The 23,568-nt window shown below is 42.5% G+C and carries 18 protein-coding genes; 8 read left to right on the forward strand and 10 right to left on the reverse strand.

Going from position 1 to position 23,568, the window contains the following annotated elements; all coding sequences use genetic code 11:
* Positions 1-6: 6 nt before the first annotated feature.
* Both AAU57_RS03945 and AAU57_RS03950 read right to left on the reverse strand, forming a co-directional pair.
* Positions 7-1,392: a TolC family protein gene (locus tag AAU57_RS03945; protein WP_055411689.1), complete on the reverse strand. Its 1,386-nt coding sequence runs from the start codon at positions 1,390-1,392 to the stop codon at positions 7-9.
* A complete protein-coding gene (locus tag AAU57_RS03950) occupies positions 1,393-2,007 on the reverse strand; it encodes a TetR/AcrR family transcriptional regulator (RefSeq protein WP_055411690.1) in 615 nt (204 codons plus the stop codon).
* Between the two features lie 126 nt (positions 2,008-2,133).
* Here AAU57_RS03950 and AAU57_RS03955 point away from each other — a divergent pair, with 126 nt between their 5' ends.
* Both AAU57_RS03955 and AAU57_RS03960 read left to right on the forward strand, forming a co-directional pair.
* Positions 2,134-3,117, forward strand: a complete 984-nt coding sequence (locus AAU57_RS03955; RefSeq protein ID WP_055413661.1) for a polyprenyl synthetase family protein — start codon at positions 2,134-2,136, stop codon at positions 3,115-3,117.
* A 2-nt stretch (positions 3,118-3,119) separates the two neighbouring features.
* Complete coding sequence (locus AAU57_RS03960) at positions 3,120-3,419, forward strand: hypothetical protein (RefSeq protein ID WP_055411691.1); 300 nt, start codon at positions 3,120-3,122, stop codon at positions 3,417-3,419.
* A gap of 40 nt (positions 3,420-3,459) precedes the next feature.
* Here AAU57_RS03960 and AAU57_RS03965 read toward each other — a convergent pair whose 3' ends face one another.
* Positions 3,460-4,512 (reverse strand): hypothetical protein, encoded by a 1,053-nt coding sequence (locus tag AAU57_RS03965; RefSeq protein ID WP_156339992.1) that lies wholly within the window; start codon positions 4,510-4,512, stop codon positions 3,460-3,462.
* A gap of 220 nt (positions 4,513-4,732) precedes the next feature.
* Positions 4,733-5,284, reverse strand: coding sequence for a hypothetical protein (locus AAU57_RS03970; protein ID WP_055411693.1), 552 nt, complete (start codon positions 5,282-5,284; stop codon positions 4,733-4,735).
* Between the two features lie 111 nt (positions 5,285-5,395).
* Here AAU57_RS03970 and AAU57_RS03975 point away from each other — a divergent pair, with 111 nt between their 5' ends.
* The 3 genes from AAU57_RS03975 to AAU57_RS03985 all read left to right on the forward strand — a co-directional run bounded on the left by AAU57_RS03975 (position 5,396) and on the right by AAU57_RS03985 (position 10,680).
* Complete coding sequence (locus AAU57_RS03975) at positions 5,396-8,152, forward strand: 2-oxoglutarate dehydrogenase E1 component (protein ID WP_055411694.1); 2,757 nt, start codon at positions 5,396-5,398, stop codon at positions 8,150-8,152.
* Positions 8,153-8,156: 4 nt separating this feature from the next.
* The gene (odhB, locus tag AAU57_RS03980) at positions 8,157-9,485 is read left to right on the forward strand and encodes a 2-oxoglutarate dehydrogenase complex dihydrolipoyllysine-residue succinyltransferase (RefSeq protein ID WP_055411695.1); all 1,329 of its coding nucleotides are present in this window, start codon (positions 8,157-8,159) and stop codon (positions 9,483-9,485) included.
* A gap of 208 nt (positions 9,486-9,693) precedes the next feature.
* Complete coding sequence (locus tag AAU57_RS03985) at positions 9,694-10,680, forward strand: SMP-30/gluconolactonase/LRE family protein (protein ID WP_231717762.1); 987 nt, start codon at positions 9,694-9,696, stop codon at positions 10,678-10,680.
* 78 nt (positions 10,681-10,758) lie between these two features.
* Here the strand turns inward: AAU57_RS03985 and fabD are convergent, their stop codons facing one another.
* Together fabD and AAU57_RS03995 are read right to left on the reverse strand one after the other, a co-directional pair.
* Positions 10,759-11,652 (reverse strand): ACP S-malonyltransferase, encoded by an 894-nt coding sequence (gene fabD / locus AAU57_RS03990; RefSeq protein WP_055411696.1) that lies wholly within the window; start codon positions 11,650-11,652, stop codon positions 10,759-10,761.
* Between the two features lie 120 nt (positions 11,653-11,772).
* Positions 11,773-12,681, reverse strand: coding sequence for a dihydrofolate reductase (locus tag AAU57_RS03995; RefSeq protein WP_055411697.1), 909 nt, complete (start codon positions 12,679-12,681; stop codon positions 11,773-11,775).
* A gap of 54 nt (positions 12,682-12,735) precedes the next feature.
* On the opposite strand from AAU57_RS03995, the gene AAU57_RS04000 reads away from it, so the two are divergent.
* From AAU57_RS04000 to AAU57_RS04010, 3 genes are all read left to right on the forward strand, one after another.
* Positions 12,736-13,812, forward strand: a complete 1,077-nt coding sequence (locus AAU57_RS04000) for an aminotransferase class V-fold PLP-dependent enzyme (RefSeq protein WP_055411698.1) — start codon at positions 12,736-12,738, stop codon at positions 13,810-13,812.
* Between the two features lie 192 nt (positions 13,813-14,004).
* On the forward strand, positions 14,005-15,555 hold the full coding sequence (locus AAU57_RS04005) for a family 16 glycosylhydrolase (RefSeq protein WP_055411699.1): 1,551 nt from the start codon (positions 14,005-14,007) through the stop codon (positions 15,553-15,555).
* A 209-nt stretch (positions 15,556-15,764) separates the two neighbouring features.
* A complete protein-coding gene (locus AAU57_RS04010; protein WP_055411700.1) occupies positions 15,765-16,235 on the forward strand; it encodes a hypothetical protein in 471 nt (156 codons plus the stop codon).
* Positions 16,236-16,348: 113 nt separating this feature from the next.
* Here AAU57_RS04010 and polA read toward each other — a convergent pair whose 3' ends face one another.
* From polA to AAU57_RS04030, 4 genes are all read right to left on the reverse strand, one after another.
* A complete protein-coding gene (polA, locus tag AAU57_RS04015; protein WP_055411701.1) occupies positions 16,349-19,183 on the reverse strand; it encodes a DNA polymerase I in 2,835 nt (944 codons plus the stop codon).
* Positions 19,184-19,488: 305 nt separating this feature from the next.
* Positions 19,489-20,754 carry an MFS transporter gene (locus tag AAU57_RS04020; protein WP_082438533.1) on the reverse strand — a complete coding sequence of 422 codons (1,266 nt, stop codon included), beginning with the start codon at positions 20,752-20,754 and terminating at the stop codon, positions 19,489-19,491.
* A gap of 181 nt (positions 20,755-20,935) precedes the next feature.
* Positions 20,936-22,093 (reverse strand): DUF1501 domain-containing protein, encoded by a 1,158-nt coding sequence (locus AAU57_RS04025; protein ID WP_055411702.1) that lies wholly within the window; start codon positions 22,091-22,093, stop codon positions 20,936-20,938.
* Between the two features lie 11 nt (positions 22,094-22,104).
* A complete protein-coding gene (locus AAU57_RS04030) occupies positions 22,105-23,481 on the reverse strand; it encodes a DUF1800 domain-containing protein (protein WP_055413664.1) in 1,377 nt (458 codons plus the stop codon).
* Positions 23,482-23,568 lie beyond the last annotated feature (87 nt).

The raw sequence follows: 23,568 nt of genomic DNA on the forward strand, positions 1-23,568 counted from the left end.
ATGGAATCAGTCTTGGTCATTGTTGGTTAGATATTCTGGTGTGTTGAGTACGGTCTCTAGGGCAGCCTTATTTGTGATGACCTGATACATACTGTTGAGGTACTCGCTTTGTGCTTCATAAAGTTGGGTTTGTGCCTGTCTCAAATCAAAGCTGGTAGCGATACCTTCTGTAAATTTTATTTCGTTTTTGTTTTCAATGCGCTCTGCGAGCTGCAGATTTTGTTTGCTTGTGAAATAGGTGTCTATCGCCAGTTGATATTCATTGACGGCACGTTCATATTCCAACTCAATTTCCTGTTCTGCACGCACTTGATCTGTCAATGCTTGATCCCATGCAATTTTTGCACGATCCACTCGCGCCTTTCTACCAAAAGAAGTAAACACGGGCCAGTTAATGCTCAATCCAGCAATGGACTGTTGGAACCATTGCGTGTTGCTATTAAAGAACACAAAATCATCATCAAATGCTTGCGTCCCATAATTCACAAAGGCAGTGACTTTAGGCAACGCCTTGCTGCGTTCCAGTTTGTATTCCAGTCTGCGTTGTTCAGAAAGGTTTCTAGCAATTTGATAATCCACGCTTTGCTCCAGGTTGAGGTTCTCATTGGTTAACGCAGGATCGATGGTTTTTAGGGCCAGACTTTCCAAATCATCTTTTAAGGTAATGGTTTCCTTAAGGTCAATTCCTAAAGCCAGTTGGAGCATATTCATCGCAATCTCAGTTTGTCGACGCGCGCTGTTGAGCTGGTTGGTCAACTGTAAATATGTGATTTGTAATTGCTCGACATCTTCTTCTTCAGTAAGTCCGTTCTCGTAAATCTTGCGAGTCTCGTTGAGGTTTTTTTCTACTGTCTCAAGATTCCGGGTTACGATATCCACGTTTTCTTGGGATAATAGCACGCCGCCATAAGCGTTGATGACACCTTTGCGCACTTCCAGTTTAGTCTTGTTATTGGAATTTTCAGAAAAATCCAGGAATGTTTTTGAGGCTTCCAGCGCCACAATGTAGCTACCGTCAAAGATGATCTGGGAAAGAGTGGCCGTAAGATTAGCACTCTGTTTAGGCGAGAATGCTACGGGAACAAAAGTTCCAGGCTCGCCGCCAGCAATTTCTCCTGGTAGTGGCGTGATGGGTTGTTTGAGCTGATTTTGATAGTCTGCCGTACCAGTGACTTGCGGCAGGCCAGTTGCTGTAGTTTCCCATTTTTGCTTGAGCGCTGCGGCGATATCTCGCTTGGCGTTCAAGGCTTGGTAGTTGTTGCTGAGCGCAAAATCGATGGCTTCTTCCAGAGTGAAAGCATAACTCTCCAGACCAGTTGTGGTTTGTTGCGAGTTCGCTTTCGCGAAAGCGAAAAACATCAAAATCAACGTCACATAGGATAATCTGTTCATTTAGTCGTGGTTTGATTGGGTTAGTTGGTTCAATATTTTACGTCCGGTAGGCGTGACGATACCGCGCAGGTGATATTCCAGATATTGATCGTACAGTTTGTCTTGTGGGAACTGATCTACTGGAAAAATGGAAATATCCTTTATTCCTTGAATGCCAATAAAATACATGCGTGCAACAAAGGTCTTGTCAATATTATCGCGGTAAAGTCCCAGCTCGATGCCTCTTTCTACATTGCGATAGATACAGTTGTCCATAAAATCATACATCTGTTTGTTGACCAGCTTGTGTATTTCAGGATAGTACTTTTGAAGCTGATAAATAGAAGAGGTGTTGTCACCTTTGAGTTCCCGCATGACATAGCTCTTGATCTCATAAAGCTCCTCAATGGGATTGCGGTCCTCACAGGTAGAGATTTTTTCAACACCATTGCATATGTGATGACACATGTGCAACGAGGTGGCTGCGACCAGTTCGCTCTTGTTTTTATAATGGGTGTAGAGCGTCTTCTTACTCATTCCCATCTTGTTGGCAATCTCGTCCATGGTCACACTTTTGAAACCATGGTTGATGAACATGTCCAGCGACTCCGTTAAAATTAGTTCTTTAGTTTCCATAATTGAAGCTGCAAAAGTACAGCTAGGAAACTTTAAAAACTAAGAAAGTTTCCAAAGTTTTATATTTATTTAACATTGGACTATTTTTCATAGAAGATGTATGTAACCTTGCCTATTTTTGAAACCATGACATCAATGGAACACTTGCGATCCCAATTTCTAGAATACCTGCAGCAAAAGGTAACTTTAACAGAGCCTGCCGGGCTTTACGATCCCGTACATTACATCCTGCAACTAGGCGGCAAGCGATTGCGACCATTAATGACTTTGATGAGCGCGCAGATGTATGGCGCGCCTGTCACCAGTGCCATGGATGCCGCTGTAGCCGTTGAGGTTTTTCACAACTTCACCTTGTTGCATGATGATATTATGGATGCTGCAGACTTGCGTCGTGGCCAGGCTACGGTCCATAAAAAATGGGATGTCAATACCGGTATTTTGAGTGGTGATGCGATGATGATCATGGCCTATCAACAGTTTCTATCCTATGAGCCAAAAACCTTTTACGATCTAAACAAACTATTTTCAAAGACAGCCCTTGAGGTTTGTGAAGGCCAGCAGTATGACGTGGATTTTGAAACTAGGGATGATGTTACTGTTGATGAATATCTATTGATGATCAAGCTCAAAACATCAGTTTTAGTAGGTTGTGCCCTGCAAATGGGAGCGATTATTGCGCAAAAGAATATTGCAGAGCAGGAAAAAATCTACAACTATGGTATCGAGTTGGGAATGGCATTTCAATTGATGGATGACTATCTGGACGCCTTTGGTGATCCAGAGACTTTTGGAAAGGAAGTAGGTGGTGATATTAGAGAAAACAAGAAAACCTATCTGTATTTGAAATCCATCGACAACAAAGATTTTGCTACAGAACTAAAAGATCTTTTTGCTCAGGACTACCGCAGTCTGACCGATCAAGAAATTGAAGATAAAAAGGACCGAGCAAAAGAACTTTTTGTCAATAGCGGTGGCGCTAATCGCACACTGGAAGCGATTGAAGATTACACTCAAAAAGCCCTCAAAACCATCGAGTCACTCGATATGGAAAAGGAGCACAAAACGATCTTGAAAAAGTTCTCTCAAGATCTTATGTCTAGAATAAGTTAACCATGGAACTGGCGCGCATTCAAGAACAGCTGGAAGCGAAACATCACATTTTTATGGTGTACCGCAATCAGGTGAATAAAGATCTGGAACGATCTGGTTATGATGCGATCGTAGAGAATAATCCGCAAGAGTTTTTAGCAGCCTTGATCGACTTGTTGAATGAGGCGATTGAAGATGGAGACCCTAAGCTACAGCAACTCTATTATCTCGCCGATGTCCAAGAAAAAAACCTAGAACATGGAATTATTCTAGGTTTCTTATCCAGAGAATGGATCAAAATTAAGTATCGATTGAATCAGTAAGGGCTGGCGTACCAGCCCAAACCAATCATCAACAATAATTTTAATTGTTCATCTCTTCGTTATACTCTTCAGTAGCATCTTTAATACGCTCACTCATAGTTTGATTGCTATTGCTGTTGAATTCTTCCATAAACTCTTCAATAGCATCACTTTTTTGATCGTCATATTTTTTACGTGACTTGATCAGTTCCTTGTTTAGGTCGTATAATGCCTCGTCAATTTCCTCTAGGTTTTCTAGATTCTCATCAAGATCTGTTTCGGCATTGTTTTTCTCCATCTCATACTCTTTCATCTCCTTTTGCACATCTGCAACAGCATCCATCACATCGTCAATTTTTAAGTAGGCTGGCATTCTATTCACCATCTCATTAAAACTCGCTCTCAAGGTTTTTTGATAGGTGTTTTTTTCGTCGTCTGCAGCTTCATATAAGGCTATGCGATCATCCTGTACTTTTGCGTAATTATCAAAATTGATGATGGTCACATATCCAGCATCGTCATAATTCACATTGTCTACAAAATCTCTGTACGCATCATAATCTATGGAAGTATCGTTTTCAAGACTTAGGCGTATGTCTACAATCTCATCATTAAGGTCCTGCACCGCTTCTTCTACATCTACAATACGGCTTTTGATAGCACTTTCTGTAGCATTAGCATTATTTAAGGTAGCGTTTAAGCGATCCATTCTATTTCTAACGTCACTTACTTCTTTCATTACCAGATTAGTTTTTAAATAAGCCGGCATTTGTGCTACAAAGGTTTCAAAAGAAGCGTATGCTTTTTCACCATTCATCTTGTCTCTTAGATTGGGACTTGTAGAAAGATTTTTAATATCATTTTGCAACTGGCCATATTCCTCAAAACCTGTAATGGTTAAGTTGTTATCCTTATCCACATTCACATTGGTTTTCATTTCATTTGCCATCGTTTCGGCATCTTCACGGGTTACAACAGCAACGACGTCAGAATCATCTTCCGTTGCGGCATCTTCATCATAGACTTCCATCACAAGTGTCTCATCCGTTTTTTCTTCTTTACATGCTGTCATTGCTAGAGAAACAGCAATCATTGTTATAAATATCTTTTTCATAATTTTTTGGTTTTCTAATAGCAACATACGACCATTGTGTAGGAATTACCCTTAATTTAATCATAAGTCTGGCGTAGGGAAGCCTATACCGATTGATAATTAACACATATTATTACCGCATTAAAACCGTATTAACATAGTGAGGCCACAAGATGGGCAGCACCTGCATGGAAAGGAGTTGGGATGTGTGGGATGATTTCGCTTTCGCGAAAGCGAACTCTTAAAAAAGCACTCGTGCAAACGGCTGCAACCCGTTTCTATAAATGCTGCGATCCTCATTAAACAATACATCATAGCGAACACCTATGACCACAGGACCATTAGAATAACCAGCGCCCAGGAATAATGCAGGAACCCAATAATTGTCATCGAGAAATTGATCGTCCTCAAAATTTCTATTCACATTGAGCAATTCAAAATCAGAGCTGAGTTGGATCTCACGAATGGGTTGAAAAATACCGATAAGGCTACCACCTAGAATGGTGCTGGTAAAATCCAGCCCATCGTTAAAGCCATTGCGGTTATCAAAATTGCGCTTTACATAACTACCATTGAGACCAATGCCAACGCCTACATATGGATTGACCTGATAGATCGCCTGCGGTGCTACTTGAATTGCGGTGTATCCAGTGCTAAAATTGAGACCTAGATTACCTCCATAACGCACGCGATTCCAAAAGTCTGAACCAGCATCTTGAGCAACCATGCTGCTGCAAATCGAGATCCCAAAAAGTAAAGTGATTATCAGTTTTTTAGAAAAAATAGAAGCCATTGTCTGAAGTTATAGTGCAATCGTTATAAATATACAAAACGCTATGCCGTACAAAGCCAATTCTTTACTTTTGCTATAATTATCGAAAACGGGACTTTTCCCGATAGATTTATGGATAAATTTTCTTTTCTAAATGCAGCACACACTGCATTCTTTGCACAACTTTACGATGAATATCTAATCAATCCAGACCGCGTGGAGCCATCGTGGCGCGCATTTTTCCAAGGCTTTGATTTTGGAATGGAGTCTGCTGGTGATGGTGAGGTACAGGTAGTTTATGAAGATAGAGGCGAGACCAAAACAGTGGACGTGTCTGAAAAGATGCGCAAGGAGTTTGAGGTCGTCCAGCTTATTGATGGCTACAGGACTCGTGGTCACTTATTTACAAAAACCAACCCAGTAAGGGAACGTCGCAAATACGAGCCTACTTTAGAACTATCCAACTTTGGACTGTCTGATGCAGATTTGAATACAGAGTTTGAATCTGGCGAATTGATCGGTTTAGGTAAAACCACCTTGAAGAATATTGTCAATCACTTGAAGCAAGTGTATTGTGAGAGTATTGGTGTAGAGTACATGTATGTGCGTTCTCCAGAGCAGGTCAAATGGATACAGAGCTGGTTGCATAGAAACAACAACCATCCAGAATTTGATAAATCCCAAAAATTACAGATTCTTAAGAAGCTTAATGAGGCTGTTTCTTTTGAATCCTTTTTACATACAAAATACGTAGGACAGAAACGTTTCTCTCTGGAAGGGAACGAGTCGTTGATTCCTGCATTGGACAGCTTGATTGAAAACGCTGCAGATAAAGGCGTGAATCAGTTTGTACTGGGAATGGCGCACCGTGGTCGTTTGAATGTGTTGAGTAACATCTTCGGCAAGCCGGTGTCTGATATCTTTTCAGAATTTGATGGTAAGGATTATGAGCAGGATATTTTTGATGGTGACGTTAAGTATCACTTAGGTTACACCAGCAAACGTAAAACCGATAATGGGAATCAAATCAACATCAACATTGTTCCCAACCCATCACACTTAGAAACCGTAGGCGCTGTAGTAGAAGGTATTGCACGAGCAAAACAAGACATGCACACGCCAGACGATTTTTCTAAAGTATTGCCTATTGTATTGCACGGTGATGCGGCGATCGCAGGGCAAGGCGTGGTTTATGAGGTGGTGCAAATGGCAAAACTGGATGCCTACAAAACCGCTGGTACCATTCACCTAGTGGTGAACAACCAGGTAGGTTTTACCACTAATTATCTAGATGCAAGATCCAGTACTTATTGTACCGACATTGCCAAAGTGACTTTGTCGCCTGTACTTCACGTTAATGCAGACGATGCAGAAGCTGTGGTACACGCCATGAACTTTGCATTTGAATATAGAATGCAGTTCCAGAGTGATGTATTTATCGACCTGTTGGGTTATAGAAAATACGGTCACAATGAAGGTGACGAGCCACGATTCACGCAACCACAATTGTATAAGGCTATCAGCAAGCATGAAAATCCGCGAGATATTTATGCAGATAAATTGTTGAAAGCTGGAGTCATTGAGGAAAATACAGTGGCAGATCTAGAGAAGGACTACAAAGACAAATTGGAGGATCAATTGATCACTTCCAGAAAACAAGAAAATACAGTGATCACGCCATTCATGCAGGATGAATGGGAAGGTTATGAAACGGCAGATGAAGAAATGATGATGAAGGTCGTCAAGTCTGGCGTGAAGAAAAAGACCCTTGAAGAGATCACTAAAACTATATCAACATTACCTAAGGATGAGAACTTCATCCGCAAGATCAAGAAGATTGTAGAATCCCGTCAGCAAATGTGGGATGAGGACAAATTGGATTGGGCCATGGGCGAGCACCTAGCTTATGGTTCCTTGATGCTGGAAGGCTACAATGTAAGAATGAGCGGTCAGGACGTGGAACGTGGTACTTTTTCTCACCGTCATGCGGTAGTGAAATCCGAGAATCACGAGCACGAATTTATTCTGCACAATTTCTTGGATGCAGAAGGTAAGATGGAAATCTACAATTCACACCTTTCAGAATATGGAGTGGTAGGTTTTGAATACGGTTATGCCATGGCACAGCCAGAGACCTTGACCATTTGGGAAGCACAATTTGGTGATTTCTCAAACGGTGCACAAATCATGATTGACCAGTACATCAGTGCTGGCGAGGACAAATGGAAAAATCAAAACGGACTGGTATTGCTATTGCCACATGGTTATGAAGGCCAAGGTGCAGAGCATTCCAGTGCAAGAATGGAGCGTTATCTACAATTGTGTGCTAAAGACAATATGTGGATGGCAAACTGTACGACGCCAGCAAACATGTTTCACTTGTTGAGACGCCAGATGCTGGTCAACTACCGCAAGCCGTTGACCGTTTTTACGCCTAAATCATTGTTGAGAAGCCCACGTGCAGTGAGCTCTATTGACGAGTTTGTCAACGGTCATTTTCAAGAAGTGATCGATGTGGATGGTGACGCTTTCGCGAAAGCGGAAACCCTAGTATTCACCAGTGGTAAATTCTACTATGATCTATTGGAATATAGAGAAGAACACGACCGCAATGACGTTGTCCTTGTACGTGTGGAACAATTGTTCCCGCTACCGGTGGAGCAGATCAAGGAAGTGATCAAAAAATACGGATCCAAGGATGTCGTATGGGCGCAGGAAGAACCGCGCAACATGGGAGCTTATTCCCATTTAATGTTACACATGCCAGAAACCAGAACATGGCGCGTGTGCTCAAGAAACATGTATGCCGCACCAGCTAGTGGAAGCTCTACGAGATCCAAAGCGAGACAGGCACGAGTAATAGAAGACGTATTTAATACCAACAAATAGCATTATGGCTCTAGAAATGAAAGTGCCCTCACCGGGCGAGTCGATTACAGAAGTAGAAATAGCAGAATGGCTGGTTGCCGATGGTGACTGGGTTGAAAAAGATCAAGCCATTGCAGAGGTAGATAGCGACAAGGCCACACTGGAATTACCAGCAGAGGCCAGCGGTATCATCACTCTCAAAGCTGAAGAAGGAGACGCTGTTGCCGTAGGTGCTGTCGTCTGCCTTATCGATACTGAAGCAGAAAACCCTAACGCTGGCGGCTCATCAGACAAAAAGTCTGACGCAGATAGCAATGAAGAAGATGCTAAAAAAGCACCATCGTCCATGGGTAAAGGTGATGAAGGTGGCGGCAAGGCTCCAGAAAAGGAGATCGCCAAAAAAGACGACAAAACTGCGGACAAAAAGAATTCTGAAAAGGCACCACAGCCTAATCAGGCCAAAGATACTTATGCGAGCGGTACACCTAGTCCTGCTGCAAGAAAGGTACTTGATGAGAAAGGAATTGATGCCAATTCTGTGAGTGGTTCTGGTCGTGATGGCCGCATCACTAAAGACGATGCCGTAAAAGCAGAAGGAAAAGCATCCATGGGAACTCCAGGAAATGGATCACGTGGCGAGTCACGTTCCAAGCTTTCTATGTTACGTAGAAAAGTCGCAGAACGTCTGGTAAGTGCCAAGAATGAGACAGCAATGCTCACCACTTTTAACGAGGCAGACATGCACGCGATTTTTGCATTGCGTACAGAATATAAAGACGCCTTCAAAGCTAAGCATGGCGTTTCTCTAGGGTTTATGTCCTTCTTCACAAAAGCAGTGGTAAGAGCATTAGACATGTATCCAGCAGTTAATTCTATGATCGACGGTAAGGAAATGGTGTCTTATGACTTTAAGGACATTTCCATTGCTGTATCAGGACCTAAAGGATTGATGGTACCAGTAATTAGAAATGCAGAGAATCTATCTTTTAGAGGTGTAGAACAAGAAGTAAAACGCCTTGCACTACGAGCTCGTGACGGTGAGATCACCGTGGACGAAATGACTGGTGGTACGTTTACCATCACAAATGGTGGAGTTTTTGGTAGTATGATGAGTACACCTATTATCAATCCGCCACAAAGTGCGATCCTAGGTATGCATAACATCATCGAGCGACCAGTGGTTATTGGTGGTGATATTGTTGCAAGACCTATGATGTACTTAGCCGTTTCTTACGACCACAGAATCATCGACGGTAAGGAATCTGTCGGCTTCTTGGTAGCCATCAAAGAAGCACTAGAAAACCCAATCGAGCTGTTGATGGATAATGATGTTAAGAAGGCTTTGGAGCTGTAATTAGTAGTTACGATGTTAGTTCGAGCGAAGTCGAGAACTACACTGTTTTGAAAAATTAAAATAAAAGCGATCTCAAATGAGGTCGTTTTTTTATTTTACTGCTTTCGCGCCTGCCTGTTGTCAGACGAGAAAGCGAAATAATTCAGACGCTGAGGTCATTCTGATGGAATGGCGCAGTATCTTTTGCCATTCAAAACAATCCAAATACATGAGATACCTATTATTCATCTTGCCAGTATTATTTTTCTCTTGCAAAAATGATAATCAGTCTGAAAAGCAACCAGAAACGCCACAATCAGAAAACGAAGTAAAAACCGATCAAGCCGAATTGGCTTATCAATACAAAGCTCAACTAGGTGAAGGCGCCTTATGGGATGCAGCAACGCAGAGGCTTTATTGGATCGATATTTTTGGAAAGGAACTGCATGTTTTTGATCCAGTAACGAATACAGACAAAACCTATGATACAGGATCGGTGGTAGGAACGGTAGTTTCCGTAAATGATGAGAAAGTGATGGTCGCTTTGGTAGAGGGAATTTTTTCCATTGACTTGACTACTGGAGCTGTTGAGTTGTTTTCAGACACCACAGACACGGAAGTTCCGGGTCGATTTAATGACGGCAAAGTAGATCCTAATGGGAATTTCTGGGTAGGATCTATGCCGTGGGATCAAGAAGCTAGAACGGGTAAGCTGTACAAAATTGATGGTGAAGGAAACGCAACCGTGATGCTCACCGGTATAGGTATATCTAACGGTATTGTATGGACAAAGGATAAATCGACCATGTATTATATAGACACCAAGCTCAATAACGTGCGAGCTTTTGATTATGATGTCGCTACCAGTACCATAAGTAACGAGCGTGTCGTTGTTGAAGTTCCGGAAGAATTGGGAAATCCAGACGGTATGGCGATTGATGAAAATGACCAGCTCTGGATTGGATTATGGGACGGCGGTATCGTTGCCCACTATGACCCTAAAAGCGGCGAACTTTTATCTAAAATTGAAGTTCCAGCACATAATGTGACTTCTTGCGCTTTTGGCGGTGAGAATCTGGACGAGCTTTACATCACAACCGCAACCCAAGATATGACAGATGAAGAGATTGAAAAATATCCTCTGGCAGGTTCTGTTTTTGTAGTGAAACCTGGTGTACAAGGAGTAAAAACTGCTGTTTTCGGCAAAAGCAATTAACACAATAAACTAACAAAGCCATCGAGAAAAACAGTAGGTTTTTCAAGATGGCTTGATGTTGTAGGTTTTCAGATAAGACTAAATCCTATCTGCAATAGAAGCTTGACTCACTGGAATGTTCCGATCTATTTTTCCAATCATACCTTGTAATGCCTTTCCTGGACCAACCTCGATAAATTCGGTAGCACCATCTTTGATCATTTCTTGAATAGACTGCGTCCATTTTACGGGAGCTGTTAGCTGGTAGATTAAATTAGTTACTATATCGTCTGTTGCTGTGGTAGCTAGATTCGTCACATTCTGATAGACGGGACATTTAGGTTTCTCAAATTCTGTTGCGTCAATAGCCTTAGCAAGGCGTTCTCTGGCTGGTTCCATTAATGGAGAATGAAACGCACCACCAACAGGTAAGACCAATGCTCTCTTGGCGCCTTTTTCCTTGAGTTTTTCGCAAGCCGCCTCAACGGCAGGAATTTCTCCAGAAATCACCAACTGGCCTGGACAATTATAATTGGCCGCAACCACAACTCCACGAGTATCACTACAGACACGTTCGATAATGTCGTCCTGTAAACCTAAAATGGCAGCCATGGTACTGGCCTGCATCTCACAGGCATCTTGCATGGCAAGAGCGCGCTCGCTTACAATGCGTAATCCATCTTCAAAACTTAATGCTCCAACGGCAGTCAAAGCACTTAGTTCGCCTAGACTGTGACCTGCGACCATATCTGGAGCAAAATCATCACCCAGTACTTTGGCAAGAATAACCGAATGTAAAAAAACCGCAGGTTGCGTCACCTTGGTTTCTTTAAGCTCTTCGGCAGTGCCTTCAAACATGATTTTAGAAATATCAAAACCCAAAATCTCATTGGCTTTATGAAATAGATCACGAGCCACCTCAAAGTGGTCATATAAGTCTTTTCCCATTCCCGTAAACTGGGCTCCTTGACCTGGAAATACGTATGCTTTCATATATTACTTTCTTAATTCAAATTTAAGGGATTATTTGGAGTTTAGCTTTAGCTGTCTGTTCTAGGAAGACTCACTTTAAATAACGAAATCTTCAATGTTGTAATGCAAACAACCTAAGAACTAACGAAGCTCCCAAGTCTCATAATCAAAAGAATACTTGTGGCGCTCATCCGTGCCGTGAGAAGTGCTGTTTACCAGTTTCCATTTGGATTTGTCGATGCGTGGAAAATAGGCATCAGCATCAAAGGTTCCGTGTACTCTTGTGAGCTCAATTTTATTGGCATATGACATACCTAGCGAGTAGATCTCGCCGCCACCTATAATAAAAGGATTAGCGTCATTACCTACAGCAGCTAGTGCCGTGTCCATATCGTGAACGATGATGGCATGATCACTGGTATAATTTTTATCACGTGTAATCACGATATGAGTACGATTGGGTAATGGCTTGTCAAAGCTGTCAAAGGTTTTGCGACCCATGATGATATGGTGACCTGTGGTCAAAGCCTTGAATCTCTTGAAATCATCTGGTAAATGCCATACCATCTCGCCATTTTTACCTAGCTCATTATTTTCTCCAGCGGCTGCGATCATGGTGATTGTTTTGCTTTTGGGAAGTGGAGCCATGGGATTATCCAGTTTCACCTCTGGCAACGGGTGATTTTTGTCCACCTTGGATTGGAGCTTTTGGATCTTGTCCACTTGCTTTTGAACCAGTCTCTCGTACTGTCGCTTTTCCCATTCTGGACCAAGAATTCTTTTAGTAATGAAAACATTAAAGGCGTGATAGGCAAGAAGTAGAAACCAGACCATGATGACCCAGATCCACCAGTCAATACCCAAAAACTGCGGTATTTCTTCCTGGATCAACACCTGGCTCGCAATGATCAAACCTACTGATCCTATCAGGAAAACCACAAAATGCGTGAATAATCTACGTTTTTGCTTGATGCGCAATCTCGCATTCTCAATCATCTCTTTTTGATCGGGATCGATTGCCGTACGTTCTCTTTTCTTACTACCTAACATTGGATTACATTTATATCAAATTTACGTGTTACACGCCATTCACTTTCTTAACCTATGTATAATTTAAGAACGCACTATCCTGCGCTACAGGATTACACCTATCTCAACACCGCAGCCCATGGATTGATTAGTACCGTTGTGTCAGATTATAAGGCTTCTCTTAATCATGAGCTACTTCATCATCCAGCTCATTTTGCTGAGCGGCGTACGCCATTTATGAATGAAGTGCGCAACAGTCTTTCCAGCTATCTTGATGCACATTACCATCTCACGGCTCTAGTACCTAATTTTTCACTCGCGTTCAATGCATTGCTGGAAGGTATACCAGCCTCGAAGAAATTTTTACTGGTCAAAGGCGATTACCCATCCGTCAACTGGCCGGTAGAGGCTCGTAAATTTCAATGCTGTTATGCAGACCTCAATACCACTTTAGAAGAAAATATATGGCAAGCCTGTGAGCAGCACCAGCCGGATTTCTTGGCATTGTCCGTAGTCCAATATATTTCTGGTATTAGGATAAGCTTGAAGTTTTTGAAGGATTTAAAAGTCCAATTTCCAGACTTGATCATTATCGCAGATGGAACCCAATTTATAGGTGTGGAAGAATTTCGCTTTCGCGAAAGCGGAATAGACATACTCGCCGCATCCTGTTATAAATGGCTCAACGCTGGCGACGGTAATGCTTTTATCACCTTCAAAGAAGATGTGGTGGAACAGATCAAACCAAAATTCACTGGGTTCAATAGCGTGCAGGATTTCAAGAACGACCGCGGCAGTTTTATGGGGCATTTTGAGCCTGGACATCAGGACATGATGGCCTTCGGTGGTTTACAAAAAGCTGTTGAGTTTTGCGATGAATACGGTATGCAGCACATTGAAAAACAAATAAAAACCCTTACTGATGCCGCGATGAAAGCCTTTACACAACGTAATCTTTTAAAGCCTGAAGTAACGGCACGCGATCGACACTCTTCTATTTTTAATATTACCGGTGATGAGGTCCTGCAGGAACGTCTAAGTGATCAAAACATCATTGTATCACAGCGTGGCGATGGCTTGCGCGTGAGCTTTTCCTACTACAACACGATGGATGACCTGCATCGCTTGTTGGATGTGATCGACAGCAATTAACGTTACTACAGTCGTCAACTTAAAATTGGAGATTGATTTAAGTCACCTATTTGTCAAGACGAATCTTAAAGAATACGCTTTTATTACGACTGTAATATCATATCTCAAACTTTGAAGGGTGTTGTGGTCATGTATAGTCGGTTTCTTTGAAAATGGTTAGGCTAAGCTCTAAGTTTGATAAAATTGTATTCCATGTTTGTTTATAGAAGTTTTCTCCTTGCCGTATTACTGGTTTTTTCATCTGCTCAGGCGCAGCAAATGCCAGTTGATTTTTCAGAATCGCTAGAGGTTTTTGAAGGATTTGGCGGCTCTTCATTTTCAGCATCTACAGACCCCAACGACTCGGCTAATCAAGTTGGACGATTTTTAAACAATGGTAGAGATCAATCACAAGGATTTTTCCTGGATCTGGAGCGTGTTGTGGATCTTGATTTTAGAGATTTCATAACTATGGATTTTTACGCAACAGATAATGCTTCACATAACGTACTCCTCAAATTAGAAAGAGGTAGCGAACAAGACGTTGAGGTAAGTGCTGTGATTCCCGGAAATTCTCAGGATACCTGGCAAAACTTGACCTTTGATTATTCTGCCGTTCAAAATAAAGGAAGCTATTCACGCATTACAATTTTCATAGATAATGGTGCTCTGATTGAAGGAACCTATTTAATTGACAACATTGACGATGGCTCTGAGGCTGTGGACAACAATGTTATTGATGAAGAATACGATGTACTGGTATGGTCAGACGAGTTTGACTCGCCGAATGGTGCTAAGCAACCCATCAATAGCGAAAACTGGTTTCATCAAACACAGCTTCCCGCAGGTGGCAACTGGTACAATGGAGAGATCCAACATTATACAGACCGTATCGATAACTCTTATGTAGAAAACGGATTTCTTCATATTGTCGCAAAGCGTGAGCGCTTCACAGATCAAAACGTGACAAAGGATTTTACCTCTGCCAGGCTCAACTCAAAATTTGCATTCACCTATGGTAGAGTAGACGTACGTGCTAGATTACCACTGGGCGAAGGTACCTGGCCGGCCATTTGGACACTTGGTAAAGACGTGAATGAGGATGGTGGTTATTGGGATGATGAATTTGGTACGGCGAACTGGCCTGCAAGCGGCGAGATTGATATTATGGAACACGGTTTGGGTCAAAGAAATGAGACCTCAAGTGCATTGCACTCGCCATGTGATGGATGTTTTGGAGCGACTCGCAACTATAGATCCCAATTTGTTAGCGATGTGACCGACAACTGGCATATCTACTCTGTGAACTGGTCGCCTAACCAGATTACGTTCCTGGTTGATAATGAGCCTTTCTACACCTACAATCCAGAAGTAAAGGACGATCGCACTTGGCCATTTGCCAAGGATCATTACCTTCTATTAAACGTAGCATTAGGTGGTATTTCTGGAAACGTAGAGCCTGGTTTTACACAAAGTCCCATGATCATTGATTATGTCAAAGTGTATCAAAATCAAACCTTGGGAATAGGCGAGGTCAAAGAAACGGACTTTCAATTGTTTCCCAATCCGGCGACAGACCTGGTGACAATTCAATCGCAGCAAACTATCGATAGCGTACAGTTATATAGCATGCTGGGTACCGAGATTCCCGTTAATTTGAATTCGGCGAACAGCTTTGCAGTTGAAAACGTTGCCAGTGGCATGTATTTGGTAAAAGTAACTGCTGGGAATACTACAACTACCAAACGACTGCTCATCCAGTAGAGGATGGTTGATGATTTCGCTTTCCTGTCTGCCGACAGGCAGGCGCGATAGTGAAATTTCAAGACAAATGTCCATTCAATCGATCTGTTTTTCTTTAACGATTTGTTCTGTTAAATACTGTGAATCAAGGTTAAACGTGGTTAAAGCTTAATTGCTATATCCAGCTTATCTATAATTTTAAGGTACTTAAATAGTTAAACAGACAGATTATGAAAAATATACTTGCAACAGTGTTTGTGGCCTTATGTGCCTCATTTATCGCTACCGGTCAACAGATCAAAGACATGTCCACTGAAACCGTCACTAAAGAAGTGATGCAGGACGGCAAAAAAGTCTTTGAATACAAAGTAATTACCGAAGAGATTAAAAATCTACAGTTCAAAAAAGAAGACGCTAACGATACCAATCAAGAATTGGATCTAGATGGTTCACCTACTAAAATCATCAAAACCGTTTGGATCGATAAAGATGTCGATGGTATATATGATAAGAAGATCACCTTGACATACAATAGCGAGTATGATGCAGATATGGAGTTTGAAACCATTGCAGATGGTATTGTATTCACTAACGATCAAGGCCAAACCCAAATGATTACAGATCTAGGGTTCTATGTAATGAACGCATCACAGGATGATGAGGTGTATATCAATGTAGATACCACATCAGTGACCTATTAGTTTTCAAGTTCACCAAAACATAAAACCCAGCAACGCTAGTTGCTGGGTTTTTTGCTTGCTTAAGTTTAAGACAAGGAGAGTATAAGAAGTATTTCTATCGAGCAGAAAAAGGCTTAATGCGCCTCTAACCAATTCTCACCAATACCAACTTCCACATCTAACGGTACGCTCATTTTATAGGCGTTTTGCATTTCTTCCTGAATTAGTTTTTTCATGTCCTCCAATTCATCATTGTGAATGTCAAAGACCAATTCATCATGTACCTGAAGCAACATATTTGACCTGCAGTTGAGCTTTTCAAATTTCTTATGAATATTGATCATCGCAATCTTAATGATGTCTGCCGCACTACCTTGTATAGGTGCGTTGACGGCATTACGCTCGGCAGCGCCTCGTACGACGGCATTGGAACTGTTGATGTCTTTTAAGTAGCGACGTCTGCCCAGCACCGTTTCCACATAACCGTTCTCTCTCGCAAAGGCGACCTGATCATCCATATAGGCGCGCAGCTTGGGATAGGTTTTGTAGTAGGTGTCGATTAGTTCCTTGGCTTCACTGCGGTCCAGGTCGGTTTGATTGCTCAACCCAAATGCCGAAACGCCATAGATGATTCCAAAATTCACGGTTTTGGCATTGCTACGCTGTTCTCTAGTCACGTCTTCCAGAGCGACGTCAAAAACTTTAGCCGCCGTAGAGGCGTGAATATCTTCACCACTCTGGAACGCAGCCATCATGTTTTCTTCTTCACTCAACGCTGCGATAATGCGCAATTCAATTTGCGAGTAATCGGCTGCGAGAAGCGTGTAATTTTCATCACGTGGGACAAAGGCCTTGCGCACCTGTCGACCACGTTCGGTTCTGATAGGAATATTTTGCAGGTTGGGATCTGTCGAGCTCAATCTACCGGTAGCCGCCACGGTTTGCATGTAATTGGTATGGATGCGTTGCGTGTCTGGATTCACCTGATTAGGCAAGGCATCCACATAGGTGCTTTGCAACTTTGCCAGACCGCGATATTCCAGGACATCTGCGATGATCTGGTGGTCTTTGGCAAGGTAACTCAACACATCTTCAGCGGTGGAATATTGACCGGTTTTGGTTTTTTTAGGCTTGTCCACCAGCTTCAATTTCCCAAAAAGGATTTCTCCCAACTGCTTCGGTGAGCCTATATTGAACTCTTCGCCAGCTTCCTTGTAGATATTTTTTTCCAGCGCAGCGATGTCTTCTGTTAGCTTTCGCGAAAGCGAACTCAAATAATCCTCATCCAGATTGATTCCTTCTATTTCCATGTCTGCAAGAACTCTCAACAATGGGATCTCGATGTCTGCAAAGAGTTTATCGGTGCCTGCGGCTTTGAGCTCTGGCGTGAAATGTTGCTTGAGTTGGAAGGTGATATCTGCATCCTCTACCGCATATTCCTTGACTTTTTCCACGTCCACGTCACGCATGGATTTTTGGTTCTTGCCTTTTTTACCGATCAGCTTCACGATGGATTGAGGCGTGTAGTTGAGATAGGTTTCTGCCAAAATATCCATGTTGTGACGCATGTCTGGATTGATGAGGTAATGCGCCAGCATGGTGTCAAAAATGGGTCCTTTGACATCTACCTGGTACTTGTCCAACACCTTAATGTCATACTTTAAATTCTGTCCAATCTTCTCAATTTCCGTCGATTCAAAAAATGGCTTGAGTTGATCCACTATGGCTTGAGCCTGCTCGCGATCCTCTGGAATAGGCAGGTAATATCCTTTTCCTTTTTCCCAGCAAAAGGCGATCCCAACCAGCTCTGCAGCTAGTGGATCCAGACTGGTAGTCTCTGTATCAAAACAGACGCTGGTTTGCTTCATGAGGGTTTGTAAGAACAACTTGGTTCCCATTCCTTCCTGTACGACTTGGTATAAGTGATCTGTAGTAGCGAGCGTTTGTCTTCCAGTGGCTTGGGCTTCGGCTTTGGTTCCAGAACCAGGCGTATCAAACAAGGAAAACTGACCAGCTCCTGCTGATGAATCTGAACTTGAACTAGAATTTGAATCTGTTGATTCAAGGATTTCTTTAGAAAAAATCTTAGCCAGCGTCTCCTTAGCCCTACGGAATTCCAACTCGTCAAAAATCTCGTGAACGGCTTCCACATCTGGATCGTCCAGCGTGTATTTGTCGGCACTAAAAGTGACGGGACAATCTAATTTGATGGTAGCGAGTTGTTTGGAAAGACGCCCCAACTCTGCATTCTCTCTAATTTTCTCGCCCAGTTTGCCTTTGATATTCTCTGCATTTTCCAGCAAGGCTTCCATGCTGCCGTACTCTTTGATGTACTTTTTGGCGGTTTTATCACCTACACCAGGCAATCCAGGAATGTTATCACTGGAATCACCCATCATTCCTAGATAATCAATCACTTGTTCTGGTCGCTCTACCTCAAAACGTTTTTGAACCTCTGGAATGCCCCATATTTCAATACCATTACCCATGCGGGCTGGCTTGTACATAAAAATCTTTTCAGAAACCAGTTGTGCATAATCCTTATCTGGCGTGACCATATAGACGGTAAAACCTTCTTTTTCCGCTTGTTTTGAAAGTGTCCCAATCAAATCATCTGCCTCGATACCAGCTTCTACCACGATAGGTATGTGCATGGCTTTAAGGATGCGCTGTATGTAGGGAATGGCTAGTCGTATGGCTTCTGGTGTTTCATCGCGATTGGCCTTATAATCCTCGTACAATTCGGTGCGTTCTGCGCTTCCTTCCTTGTCAAAAGCAACGGCCAGATATTCCGGTTTCTCACGGCGTATGACGTCAAATAAAGAGTTGGTAAAACCCATGATGGCACTGGTATCCATGCCCTGCGAATTGATTCGCGGGTTTTTGATGAGTGCGTAATAGCCTCTAAAAATCAGGGCATAGGCATCAAGTAAAAACAGTCTTTTATCGTCAGTTCCGTCGTTTGTCAAAGTGTGTGGATTTTAGGAATGCTAAGATAAAATTCTCTTGCGAGAATGAACTTGAAATTGAACTCGAACTTGGGATGGAAAAATAACCTGAGGTCTGTCAACCAGTATCGAGCGACAGTCGAGATATGGTTGTAGTACAATTTTTATCGAACGAAAACGCTCCTTCTCGACATTTCGGTAAGCTCAATGCAGCGCTGTCGCTCGAAGCGGCTCCCATAAGAGAAGGATTGATGTTATCTCGCTTTCGCGCCTGCCTGCCGGCAGGCAGGCGCGAAAGCGAACTAATTAAAAGTCAGGTTTATAATTCAATCCTTATCGTTGTCCTCAAAGTCTTTGGTCAAGTCCAGGTTTCTAAAAGTAGGCGATACCACGGCAGTAGTGATCACCGTGATGAGTGTCATCGTACCACCAAAGACCACGGCTGTCACGGTACCCATAAGCTTTGCAGTGACGCCGCTTTCAAAAGCACCCAACTCGTTGGAAGATCCCACAAACATGGAATTCACGCTGGCGACCCGACCGCGCATGTGATCTGGTGTTTTGAGTTGCAGGATGGTCTGGCGTATGACCATAGAAACTCCATCTGTCACTCCGCTAAAAAAGAGCGCCACCAGAGATACCCAAAAAATGGAGGACAATCCAAATGCGATGATACAAAGGCCAAACCCAAAGATGGCTACCAGTAACTTTTTACCTGCGTTTTTACTGATGGGAATGTAAGCGGTAGCAATCATGGTCAATATCGCTCCAACCGATGGTGCCGCTCGCAGGATGCCAAAACCTTCACTTCCTACCTTAAGAATGTCCTGCGCAAAAATCGGCAGCAGGATCACGGCACCACCAAAAAGTACCGATACCATGTCTAGTGTGAGCGCTCCTAAAATCGATTTGGTTTTAAATACGAAAGTCAAACCTTCTTTAAGGCTTTGTTTGATGGGTTCGTTGATTTTGGTATTAAGGATGGGTTTCTTGCCTATAAACATGACGGCTAATAACGCCAGCATCACGAGGCTAAATACAATGAGTAGCGACCAGTGCACACCAAACCAGCTTATCGCAAAGCCTGAAAAAGCCAGTCCTACTACAGAGGCGATTTGCCACGAGGAGCTACTCCAAGTCGCTGCGTTGGGATAGACTTTTTTGGGAACGATAAGCGCAATTAACGAGAACAAAATAGGACCGAAAAAGGATCTCAAAAAGCCACCAAAAAACACCAACGCATACACAGAATATAAAATAGTGTTGGTTTCCCAGCCGTCAATAAATGCTGGCCAGGTCAATAAAAACAAACCCAAACTGATCAATGAAAATGCTCCAATGATCAAAGCCAGTAAATTCCGTTTTTCTCGTTGATCTACGATATGACCTGCAAAAAGTGCCATTCCAAATGCTGGAATAAATTCCATCAAACCTATGATAGCAAGCGACAACGGATCTTTAGTCAACGAATACACTTCCCATTCTATGACGATAAATTGCATGGACCACCCAAAGACCAGCAAAAAACGCATGAGCAGGAAAATGTTGAATTCTCTATATCGCAGTGCTGCGTAAGGATCGTTTATGGCCAAGGTGGAATTTTTGTGAATGCGAAATTAAATCAATTCCAAAGAAATACGTGTTTGTGCTAAACCTACTGTGGTCGAGAGTTACATCCGAATATCGATGTTGTATCCAGAGACAAAAGATTAAGCTCGAATGAGCACGTTCATTGTTACTATTTAGTTCGGTAGGTAAAAATGAAATGATATTCTAGAAAATTCCCGCGTAAGCGCTATTGTTAATCCCGATGAGTGACGGATCAAAGTCTAGCTTATTTTTCAATAGAGAGGCATAAACGCTTCTAAAATCAATGTCATGAATGAGATCACCATCAGATAGGTTGGCGAGATTTGGATTCTTGCCCAGTACGCGACCGCGATTGTTGCCACCCACGATAAATACTGGCGCCGCTGTGCCGTGATCTGTACCGCTGCCATTATCCTTGACTCGACGACCAAACTCTGAAAAAATCACCAATGTGATGCGGTCCATAAGTCCGGCACTTTTCAAATCCTTGTAGAAGGAAAATACGGCATCGTTTACCTCAGTTAGTTTTCTCGCATGGGTTCCCAACTGATTGTTGTGCGTATCAAAACCACCCAAGGATGTGTAGTAGACCTTAGAATTCAACTCGCCTTTGATAAGCTGGGCAATCCATTTGAGCTGTACCGCAAGAGCAGATTTTGGATAACCATATTCTTGTCCGGCTTTTTTCAGTGCTTTCTGGATTTCCTTGCTTCCATCTTGAGTTCCTGCTGCTATAGTGCGTACAAAGTCTAGTGATGGATGACCAGATAGGTCCATTTCAGTTTGCAGGTTAGTCTTGAATCTGTTGACGTCTCGTACCGTGATGCTGTTGGGTTCAGATCCTTTTAAAGCGAGATTGTCGATGCGATCCACATTCATCCCAGCGGTTGGGATGATATCATCACACTGCACATCTAGATAACGTCCCAACCACCCATTGCGTAAATATTCACTGGACTTGCTGCCGGTTTGCCATATTTCCTGACTACGGAAATGTGATTTCACCGGTTCTGGATAACCTACATTTTGAAGAACCGTTAAATCACCAGCTTGCTGGATCGCCGCAAGGCCTTTCAATGCTGGGTGAAATCCCATTCCTTTATTTTTATTGATCACATCATCTGCAGATAGTTTTATGGTAGGACGATATTCCTGATATAAAGGATCCTCAAATGGCACATAAGTATTGAGCCCGTCGTTACCACCATCCAATTGTAGAAAAACTAAAGATTGCTCACCCATAGAAGCATATTTATGGGCAGCTGCCTTTAAAAAGTTGGGCAGCATCATGGCACCGCTGGATGCGGTAGCGGTCAAGGTCATAAAATTTCTTCTGTTCATGAGGCTGCCTTTTAAATCACCTGATATTCTGGTGTGGTGATGATGTATTCATAGGCTCGTAAAATTCCTAATTCTGAGCCTTCCTTATGGGGTTGGAAGTCATACTTCAATATTTCTTCTAAATCTGCCTGTATGGTAGGTGTCGTGATGGTTAAGGTCTGATCCAATAGGTACGCGATGATTTGCTTGTTGTTTTCCAATTCTTTTGGAATTTGTAAATCAGGCAATTCAGGATCTGTAGACCTGTTCATCACGTTGCGCTTGGAAATGCGTTCCCCAGAAATTAACATACGAGCGACTTGATTGCGTCTTAATAAAATGGAAGAGGTGATCCAGGAATTGCCGCCTTCCCAACCCTTAACATTCGGTTGATTATAAAGATCCATGGATTGATCGCGCAGGAATGTCACAATTTGTTTGGGTTCTATACGATCCTCAAGGTGCAGCTCCTGTATGGTTTGTAATGCAAAACGTAATGGATCCTTTACTTTGCTAGCGATGGGATTTTTATCGTATTCCGTTAGGAATATTTTCTCAAGAAGCGGTTGGATCTCAAAATCCTGCTCTCTAAAATAATCACCGTATTCCTTAATCAATGCTGTAGATGGATTGTCGTATACAAACCATTGGAGGATCTTTTCTGTAATAAGATAAGGAATGGCTTCTTGTTCAAAAATAATATCCACGATGGCATCGCTATCAAAAAAACCAGTTTTTCCTAAATAAGTGATCTCTTCATTTTCTCGCTGTCTGTTGCGGTAGTTACCTTTTTGATTACCATAAGTAAGTCCAGCTAGAGCTTTGGCACCACTTTTTACATCTGCTTCTGTGTAGTTGCCTATGCCTAGTGTGAAAAGTTCCAACAGTTCACGACTCAAATTTTCGTTATTGCTGCCCTTTCGGTTTTTATCATTGTCCAAATAGGAAATCACTGCGTTGGACTTAACCATCGTTTTGGTCAATTCCCTAAAGTTACCGAAGGCCTGTTCATACAGCGCTGTATAGTGTTCAAAAATCCATGGCGCTACCTTGACCTTCTGGTAAGTAGCCACATAATGATTGTGCCAGAAACACACCATGTTTTCGCGCAAAGGGAATTGGGCACCCTGCATGCGCTGTATCCAGTCAAGGCTTATACTGCGCAGGTTTTGCCGTTGTTCCCGTCGGGCTTCGGCTTTTTGTTCTGGAGATAATTGGTTCAGTTCCCTGCGACGAGACCTGATCGATTGAAAATCCATGGGCTGTCCTTCCAAAAACTCTGGAATGTCCATGGGATCGTTATAGGCAAAGGATTTTGCGAGATATCCAGCAAACCCCAAATCACTAATCAAATCTTGTTGCGCAGTGCTAAATCCCAGCCGTAGCGACCATATGGCTTGCTTATTCATATCAGTGATTTGTACTAAGACCATTAAAGTTACTCAAAGTCTAGGCACGTCAACAACTTTAACATTTATAAGATTGATGTTGAGGTA

It is taken from the genome of Nonlabens sp. YIK11, from assembly GCF_001413925.1.
Classification (GTDB): domain Bacteria; phylum Bacteroidota; class Bacteroidia; order Flavobacteriales; family Flavobacteriaceae; genus Nonlabens.